The sequence below is a fragment of the uncultured Psychroserpens sp. genome, from assembly GCF_947503375.1.
Classification (GTDB): domain Bacteria; phylum Bacteroidota; class Bacteroidia; order Flavobacteriales; family Flavobacteriaceae; genus Psychroserpens.
In genome coordinates this window covers 704,529-713,677 of the sequence record NZ_CANNDQ010000001.1, presented here as the reverse complement: position 1 = coordinate 713,677, position 9,149 = coordinate 704,529, and the positions used below count along the sequence as shown (strand labels likewise).

At 33.0% G+C, this 9,149-nt stretch carries 6 protein-coding genes; 2 read left to right on the top strand and 4 right to left on the bottom strand.

The genetic code is table 11. From position 1 onward, the window contains the following. From Q0876_RS03220 to Q0876_RS03205, 4 genes are all read right to left on the bottom strand, one after another. Positions 1-3,055 (bottom strand): beta strand repeat-containing protein (locus Q0876_RS03220; RefSeq protein ID WP_367276630.1); only part of this gene is annotated, 3,055 nt, incomplete at its 3' end. Positions 3,056-3,335: 280 nt separating this feature from the next. Then, entirely contained in the window at positions 3,336-4,106 is a 771-nt protein-coding gene (locus tag Q0876_RS03215; RefSeq protein WP_299223916.1) for a LytTR family transcriptional regulator DNA-binding domain-containing protein, read from the bottom strand. Then, complete coding sequence (locus Q0876_RS03210) at positions 4,103-5,812, bottom strand: histidine kinase dimerization/phosphoacceptor domain -containing protein (RefSeq protein ID WP_299223914.1); 1,710 nt, start codon at positions 5,810-5,812, stop codon at positions 4,103-4,105. The genes Q0876_RS03215 and Q0876_RS03210 overlap by 4 nt, the downstream gene beginning before the upstream one ends. Positions 5,813-5,912: 100 nt before the next feature. Continuing rightward, positions 5,913-6,464 carry a hypothetical protein gene (locus Q0876_RS03205; RefSeq protein ID WP_299223912.1) on the bottom strand — a complete coding sequence of 184 codons (552 nt, stop codon included), beginning with the start codon at positions 6,462-6,464 and terminating at the stop codon, positions 5,913-5,915. Positions 6,465-6,694: 230 nt separating this feature from the next. On the opposite strand from Q0876_RS03205, the gene Q0876_RS03200 reads away from it, so the two are divergent. Together Q0876_RS03200 and Q0876_RS03195 are read left to right on the top strand one after the other, a co-directional pair. Beyond that, positions 6,695-7,579 (top strand): hypothetical protein, encoded by an 885-nt coding sequence (locus tag Q0876_RS03200; RefSeq protein ID WP_299223910.1) that lies wholly within the window; start codon positions 6,695-6,697, stop codon positions 7,577-7,579. Between the two features lie 98 nt (positions 7,580-7,677). Next, positions 7,678-9,141 (top strand): DUF2589 domain-containing protein, encoded by a 1,464-nt coding sequence (locus Q0876_RS03195; protein ID WP_299223908.1) that lies wholly within the window; start codon positions 7,678-7,680, stop codon positions 9,139-9,141. The last annotated feature ends 8 nt before the right edge of the window (positions 9,142-9,149 follow it).

Below are 9,149 nucleotides of genomic sequence, written 5' to 3'. Positions count from 1 at the left end.
TTCCTGATGCATCTAATTGAACCGTAATGTCTTGCGTTACCACTGTTGGATTGATTACATCTTCAACCGTTACTGTATCTTGAGCATTAGCAAAATTACCATCATTGTCAGTAACCGTAAGTGTTACCGTATTATCGCCAATGTCTGCACAAGTGAAATCTGTAATATCTAAAGAGAATTGTAATTCATTTGTTGGTGTACAGTTATCAGTAGTCCCATTATCAACCTGTGAAGCCATAATACTTGCTGTTCCTGAAGCATCCAACTGAACCGTAATGTCTTGTGTTATTATGTCTGGAGGAAGAATATCTAACTTATCGATTATGGTAAGAACCACTTTATTATTGTCTGGGTACGATACTTCAAACGTGTAACGCTTGCCATCATAATCGATATTTTCTATAGGTGATTGTAAATTAGCTGTGGTTATGGCACCCGTTGTTGTAGCGATAGTAAATTCATCTCCAAGAGTGCCTTCAAAACCCATTATTACGTTTACACTACCTTCAAACACATTATTATTTCCTGTAATAGCTAGTACATCGTACTCAGTGTCTGGTGTTAAACCATTTAATTCCATTTCAAGTTGCGATGTAGCTGTTGAAGTATAATCGCCTTGAACAGTTAATGTTCCAGGAGATAATCCAGGTGCGAATATTCCGTTGTTGGTATAATTAGCTACGAGTGGTAAATCAAAAACACCAATACCTTTAATCACTCCTCCTTCTAAATTAGCAAAAGGGCTTGAACTTGTTATTTCTAATTCTCCAGAAGCCACTTCAATAATTCCAGAATTGTTTAAGCCTACAAAAATTTGAGCAACTCCAGTGTTTTCAGATCGTCTTAATAAACCAAAATTGTTTAGTACTCCAGATGCTCCAGCCCATGTAATATTACCTCCATCAAATTGCAAATCTATGTTACCTCCTAATTGGTTATTTAGTATTGTACTTGCTCCGTTGATAAACAAATCTCCTGCAGACATAATCGATATACTTCCCAAGTTATTTAAGGTTGTCTCTCCAGAAATCGTCTTTGCTGAATTGCCTAATAGCGATATTGCACCATTATTGGTTAATGTTCCGCCTCCTGATAAAGTTCCTACCAACCAATTAAAGTTTTCAGAGAAATTTAAATCTGCTACATCACCATCGGCAACTGTGATATTACTATTCCAATTCATGTTTCCATCTAAAGTTCCTCCTAGACTTCCTGAAATTGTAACTGGCACATCCCAATCTAAAGTTGCTCCTGAAAACACATTGTAAGTGCCATCTGTAAAACTCTTCGGTGAACTTTGAAACGATAATATACCTTCTTCTACTTGAATCGTTCCGTTAGTGTTGTTAAGTGTTGCAATGATTTGGGCTTCTCCAGTAGAGTCGGTCCGCTTTATCATTCCCAAATTATTGATAACTCCTGGTGCGCCAGCCCATGTAATATTACCTCCTGCTACCTTCATATTTAAAATACCATCAACTTGATTATTTAGTGTTGTACTTGCTCCGTTGATAAACAAATCTCCTGCAGACATAATCGATATACTTCCCAAGTTATTTAAGGTTGTCTCTCCAGAAATCGTCTTTGCTGAATTGCCTAATAGCGATATTGCACCATTATTGGTTAATGTTCCGCCTCCTGATAAAGTTCCTACCAACCAATTAAAGTTTTCAGAGAAATTTAAATCTGCTGCATCACCATCGGCAACTGTGATATTACTATTCCAATTCATGTTTCCATCTAAAGTTCCTCCTAGACTTCCTGAAATTGTAACTGGCACATCCCAATCTAAAGTTGCTCCTGAAAACACATTGTAAGTGCCATCTGTAAAACTCTTCGGTGAACTTTGAAACGATAATATACCTTCTTCTACTTGAATCGTTCCGTTAGTGTTGTTAAGTGTTGCAATGATTTGGGCTTCTCCAGTGGATACAGTCTTCTTTATCATTCCTAAATTATTGATAACTCCAGGAGCTGCTGCCCATGTAATATTACCTCCATCAAATTGCAAATCTATGTTACCTCCTAATTGGTTATTTAGTATTGTACTTGCTCCGTTGATAAACAAATCTCCTGCAGACATAATCGATATACTTCCCAAGTTATTTAAGGTTGTCTCTCCAGAAATCGTCTTTGCTGAATTGCCTAATAGCGATATTGCACCATTATTGGTTAATGTTCCGCCTCCTGATAAAGTTCCTACCAACCAATTAAAATTTTCAGAGAAATTTAAATCTGCTGCATCACCATCGGCAACTGTGATATTACTATTCCAATTCATGTTTCCATCTAAAGTTCCTCCTAGACTTCCTGAAATTGTAACTGGCACATCCCAATCTAAAGTTGCTCCTGAAAACACATTGTAAGTGCCATCTGTAAAACTCTTCGGTGAACTTTGAAACGATAATATACCTTCTTCTACTTGAATCGTTCCGTTAGTGTTGTTAAGTGTTGTAATGATTTGGGCTTCTCCAGTAGAGTCGGTCCGCTTTATCATTCCCAAATTATTGATAACTCCTGGTGCGCCAGCCCATGTAATATTACCTCCTGCTACCTTCATATTTAAAATACCATCAACTTGATTATTTAGTGTTGTACTTGCTCCGTTGATAAACAAATCTCCAGTTGAACTAATATTCATAGTTCCTTCATTATCTAGAATTGTTCCTGTAACTAAAGATTTACCACTATTACCTAACAAGTTCATTTCTCCTTGATTTGTTAGTGTAAATGCAGTACCTAGTAAAGTACCAGCATTCCAATTAATAGTAGTATTAGGTCCAAAATTTGAGTCTCCAGCAAAAGAAAAACTAGAATTCATCTCGAAGGTAGAATTACCCTGTACATCTATAGACTGAACTGTTCCAGATACATTAAGTATAACCGTAAATCCAGATGGAATGATAACATCATCCGCAGCAGTAGGCACCAAGTTGGTGTCCCAATTATCTGTGTTATTCCAATTTGTGTTTGCGCCTAAACCAGTCCATGTGGTTTGAGCAATTGCTATTGTGCTTAACATGCCCAATAGCATAAGTAGTAAAATTCGTTTCATAATTAATAGCTTTATAAAGGTTATATAGCTACATCGAAACGTTTTTAAAATGTGAGCAAAAAAATTATCCCTCAAACGTTAAGGGTTACTCCTTCTGAAAGTTTAGTATTTATCCACTTACACCTACACCACATACTACTAAAAATTGGTTTAGACTCATGTCACTTACATTTTGGGCTTCAAAAGTAAATGCAAAAGATTATCTACAGCTAAATAATCATACCCATTATTTGTTTCTATGACAGAATTACAATAAACTAACCCTCTATTTGAAGTAGCTTTATATTGTTCTAAACAACTTAAAAACTTTCTGTTGATGGCTCTTACTTACAGGAATTTTATGATCTTTAATAAAAAGCATATTGCCTTCAAAACCTTGAACCGCTTGAATATTTACAATGTAACTTCTATGTACTCTTAAAAATCGATCTACTGGTAATTTAATTTCCAGTTTTTTTAAAACCATTGAATAAAGAAAATCGTCCAACTTCGTATGTATGGTTGTATAATTATTTTCTGCTTGTAAAAATTGAATTTCATTCAGCAAAACCCTTTCAAAACGATGATTCTTTTTAAGGAACAGACTATCTTTGATTTTTAAAACTTCATTTTCATTTTTAGAAAACTTATATTCCTTTAATAAATCTTTTTCTGGAGCTTTTTGAGAAAAATTAACTAATGCCAATTCAATAGCTATAGCCATTTGTCGATCGTTAAAGGGTTTCAAAAGATAAGCGCAAGGGTTAACTTCTTTTGCTCTTTTTACAAGTTTGACATCTGCATGAGAGGTGAGAAAAATTAATGGAATGTCATAACTTTTATTAATCATTTCAGCTAGTTCAATACCATCCTTTTCGCCTCTAATCATAATATCCATTAAAATGATATCAACATCTCGTACAGCTCTCAATATATTGATTGCTTGGAAAGCACTATCAGCGATACCAACAACCTCATAACCAAAGTTTTTTAGTCGTAATGAAATGTCTTGTGAAAGAATTATTTCATCTTCAACAATAAGTACTTTAATTTTAGAAGAAGTACTACTCATTTTACATCTATCTTTAACTTAATGACCCAATGCGTTCCGCCATTGATAATCGTATTACAGGTGCCTTCTAATTGTTTTATCAGAGATAAAACTAATTTAAGTCCTAATGAATTGGTTTTATCTCTTTCTTTTTGGTCAAACCCTTTACCGTTGTCAATTATTTCAAGGTTGAAGTAATCGTATTGATGGTGTATAACAATCTTTAGCTTAGGATCAACTATATCTATATAAGCATGTTTGATGGCATTGGTTACTAATTCATTTATAATTAGTGCTAATGGTATTGCTTTATCAACACTTATACTTACTGGCGAAATATCAAATTCTGGCTCCAATTGTGTTGCGTACCCATGTAGTAGATTTAAAATGAGTTCTTCAACGTAGGTTTTAACCTCAACCTTGGTCTCTAATCCTTCTTGATAAAGTTTTCTATGAACAAGAGAAAGAGCTTCTACTCTATTTTTTCCTAATGCTATCACTTCTTTTGCAGAATCATCAGTTATTGTACTACTCTGTAAATTTAGTAGGCTCGAGATCATTTGTAAATTATTCTTAACTCTGTGGTTCAGTTCTTTTAATAATAATGCTTTTTCTTGCTCTCTCTCTGAAATATCCTTTTTTTGTTTTGATAAGTCTTTATTTACAATTCTTATTTTTTTGTACGCCTTATAAAGTAGAAACATTAAGACCGCTAATGAAAAGATTCCAAAAGCCAAGCCAAAAGCAATATTTTTTCTATTGTTACTTATTTCATTTATTCTTTTAATTTCTGATTCGCGTTGATTAATTTCATAACCAGCTTTTAACTGCTCAATTTTCTTGATATTAATTTTATTAACCAAGCTGTCTTGATAGATTTGATATACCTTTTGATAGATTAGGGCTTTTTGATAATCGCGTTTAGTTTCATAAAGATTAACTAATAATGCGCTGAAATCTCTTATTTGTTCTTTTAATCCTGCTTTTTCAGCCATTTTGTAAGCCTCTATGAGCTTACTTTCGGCAAGATCATAATTGTTTTCGTCTTTGTAGATCAATCCCAATTCTGAAAGATAGATTGAAACAGAATAATCATCATTTAATTCAGTTAATATTTTAATGGCCTTATTAAGTGCTTCTTTAGATTTTCCTATTTCGCCTTTGTCAGAATAAACTATTCCTAAGTTTCCTAAACTATAACCTAAAATAACATCGTTATCAAGTTTTTCATTTAACTGTAACACCTTGTCAAAGGCTTCTTCTGCTTGATTGATTTTATTAGATAGCCTATAAGATTCGCCTAGATTTATTAATGTTAAAGCTTTGTTTATATTGTTATCAGACGCTTCATATATTTCAAAAGCCTTTTCTAAATAATTTATTGCTAACACATACTCTTCTTCACCAATGTAATATGTTGCTATCTGTGTTTGAAGTGCTGCCTGACGCTCAACTAAGTTTAATTTTTCATACACCGTTAATGCTTCGAATGTAGCTTCTAAAGATTGGGTATCATTCCCTAAACGCTGTTCTATTAAAGCAATACCTTCTAATGCTTCCGCTTTTAAAATTGGATCATTTAATTCTTTAGAAAGCTTCAAAGATTTTTTGGCAAAATAAAGAGCACTATCTAATTTGGGGTGATAAAATGAAATTGTTTCTAATAAAATTGCCTCTTCTTTTTTTGACCACTCTGTTTCATTGAGAGTTTTAATCAAACTATCCACTTTATGTCGGTTTTGTGAAAAACTTAAAGAAACTATTAAAGAAAATAAAAGAATAAACTGCCTAGTATTATTGAGCATGCAAATAATATTTTAAGACATGTTAATTCAAATTTACTCCTCCATGTTTTGAGCTAATCTTAACTAACGGGTCAATCTTAAAATAATAGGTTTTATCTTCAATAAAAAAAGAAAGTACAACTGTGTAAGAGATATAAGTGTTTTTATTTGTGGCTGAAGTATTGCCTTCTTTACTAAGAATTTCAAAACTCTGAACACCGTTATCAATCTGTGGTTTTAGAAACAAGCTTCCATCTGGAGCACAAATGATTTTTGAATGTCCTTCTACATGAAAATACTTCTTCCAGTCATCTAAAGTCATGATATGTTCTTGGTACTTATTTCGGTTTTGTAATTTTAAATAATGGCATTTTGGTTGAAATTCAACATCTTGAAAATTCATGAAAACGCCAAAACCATTACCTTCTTCAATATTAAAAAAACTTTTGATATCATTAACAACAAAGGCATCTAATGGTATTGGATTTAAGTAAGAACCTTCACCAATATCAGTGTTTTTTATAGCTTCTCTTAATGAATCGATATCAAAATCAAGGTTTATTTCTCTCAGTAAAGGGGTTGAAGACTGGCTCATCGTTTTATGTTTTATTTATCTCACTCTAAGGTAGTTAAATTTAAATTAAAAGATGGAATAATTTAAAAAAAAGAACATCTAAAATTCTTTAAACTCAATATTTTGTATCACTCACTAAAGAATTTATATCATTCACACATATGATTTTCATTTCATGATATTATCAAAGATATTTAATTAGAAAAATACCAGAACACATACGTTAACACTCTAATTTAAACTTATCAATCATGGAAGAACAAAAAGAACAAAAAAATGATTCTATATCTATAGATGAAAGCGAATTAAATGCTATTGAAGATTATTGGACTGAAGAACGAATGAGAAATGCAATTCCTCTCCCAGCTCTAGAAATTTCAGAAAAAGATTTAATTAAACTAAAACAGAAAAAAAAATCTAATGATGATGTAGAGTCTATTGAGGGTAAAAAATTTAACTACGACTCTTTTAATATCACACCCAAAGATGCAGATGTATCTAAGCAACCCTTTTGTTGTGCTGGAAAATTATTCTTCACAAAACCTAACGGTAAAGATTACACAGGCAGCGCAGAATTTTGTGGAGATGACCAAATTGTATTAACTGCTGCTCATTGTGTTAGAGACCACACAACTGGAGCATGGTTTAATAAGATCATGTTTTATCCAGCTTATGCAAATGGCGGTAACGAAAAATTTGCTGTAAAAATAAAGACTACAAGAAAAAAATGGGTAAACAATAAGAAGAGTGAACCCTTCCGCTATGATTATAGTTTTTTAGTCACTAACAAAAAAAGTAAAACAGGTTATTTAGGATGGAAAACATACAATCGATATTCAGAATGGACATCAATTGGTTATCCTTTAAATTATGGTAATGCTGAATATATGAAAGAGGTTAAAGGAGATGTAGCATCAACAAAATTAGGTCTTATTGAAATGTCGAATAATCCAATGACCGAAGGTTGTAGTGGAGGCGCATGGATAGGTGACTTGAATAGCTCTGATAAAAGAGGAGGAAATTATGCTATAGGTCTTAATTCATTCTTCTCTAGGTTAAAACCTGGCTTTATGTGGAGTCCAAAGTTTGACTCCAAATTTGAAGATCTATTCAACCTTGCAAAAAGCAAAATATAAATCTTGTTCCTGTTGACTTAAATGAGTAAACCTCATGATAAGATTTACTCGATTAAACAATTCTTAAACTTTTTATTAATCCATTAAATAATTTAAATATGGCAATAGACACAACACCTTCTACAGTTGCAACCAATGCCCTTGATGCATTAGACTTTAGTTCTCTCATTGGAGGACCAATGGATGCTATTATCAAGGCACAGGCTTTGGCAGCTAAAACAACCTATGAGTTTATTAACGAAGTAGGTCTAACAACCGATCCCGATACTGGCGAAAAGAAACCAGTAAATGTTACTTTTCAATATAATAGTGGTGGAAAAGTAGCAACATTGACCGTCCCCCTATTAGTCATATTAACTGTACCAAACATAGAAGTATCAAATTTTGTTATTGATTTTATTGCAAATATTTCTGCATCTTCTTCTTCAACTGAAGAAACCTCAAGTGATACGGAGTTAGGTGTTGATGTGGAAGCAGAAGCATCCTTAGGTATAGGTCCTTTTTCTATTAAGGTAAAGGCTAAGGCCAATTACTCTAGTAAACAACATTCAAAAGCTGCTAAAGAATCGAAGTATTCTGTAGAGTACACCATGAACGTTAGAGTTGAAGGTGGACAAAGTGATATGCCTGCAGGATTACAAACAGTATTAAGTATCTTACAAGGCAGTAATACTTCTGTAGGACCAGATGATATGATTGTTACTAGACCAAAAAATGTAAATATAGATGGCGTTAATAAAGCCACTTTAGAAATAGTTGTAAAAGATGCGCAAGGTTATTTAGCATCTGGAACAGAAGTCGCATTAAATTTAGATGCTAACTCTCCATTTAAAGAAATCAATATTTTAAGAGGGCACACTAGAAATGATATACTAATTGCTAGACAGCATCTCAGCAATAGTCTCTATAGTAAAAATAGGAAAGAAAATAAAGAAGTTAAAACAAAGCATCTCATTAGCCATCGTGTTATAAAACCCTATATGAGGCGCTTCAAAAATTCTAAAATCAAATTTGATTCAACAGCATCACCTGTAACACAAATAACTGGAGTAACAGATACTTCCGGAGTTGTTGTTTTCGAGCTTGTTTTAGAAGAAGGTTTAACCAAAGACCAACAAGGCAACATTACAGTTACTTCATATATTCCTATCTCAGATGGCGAAGGAGAATCTTCAGTTAGAGAAGAAATAACAAACGTACCTTACACCATATTAATACCAGATGATAAAGGTGGTAGTTTAGTGTTAACTAGTGATAAGAGTACATTGAACCTAAATTCAACTACTACTAGTGAAACTATTAAGGTAACTGTAAAAGATCTTGAAGGAAACACTGTAGATGGCGAAAAGGTAGCTTTTGAAATTTTAGGTGATACCGCAAATGATGATCCAGCTGCGTCATTCAAAGCTACATCAATTTCAGGCACTAAAACTTCTGGAAATAATAATGGAACTTTTGATGTTAAAATTGAAACAATAGCTACACCTGCAACTGGTAACTATACCTTAAAGTTGAAAAACGATAGTTCTAATGAGTTAAAAATACCTGTAACTGTTACATAAAAACATAA

Excerpts from the sequence above, each read along its gene's own strand:
- Q0876_RS03215 (WP_299223916.1), bottom strand. The coding sequence starts at position 4,106 with ATGAGTAGTACTTCTTCTAAAATTAAAGTACTTATTGTTGAAGATGAA.
- Q0876_RS03200 (WP_299223910.1), top strand. The coding sequence starts at position 6,695 with ATGGAAGAACAAAAAGAACAAAAAAATGATTCTATATCTATAGATGAA.
- Q0876_RS03195 (WP_299223908.1), top strand. The coding sequence starts at position 7,678 with ATGGCAATAGACACAACACCTTCTACAGTTGCAACCAATGCCCTTGAT.
- Q0876_RS03205 (WP_299223912.1), bottom strand. The coding sequence starts at position 6,464 with ATGAGCCAGTCTTCAACCCCTTTACTGAGAGAAATAAACCTTGATTTT.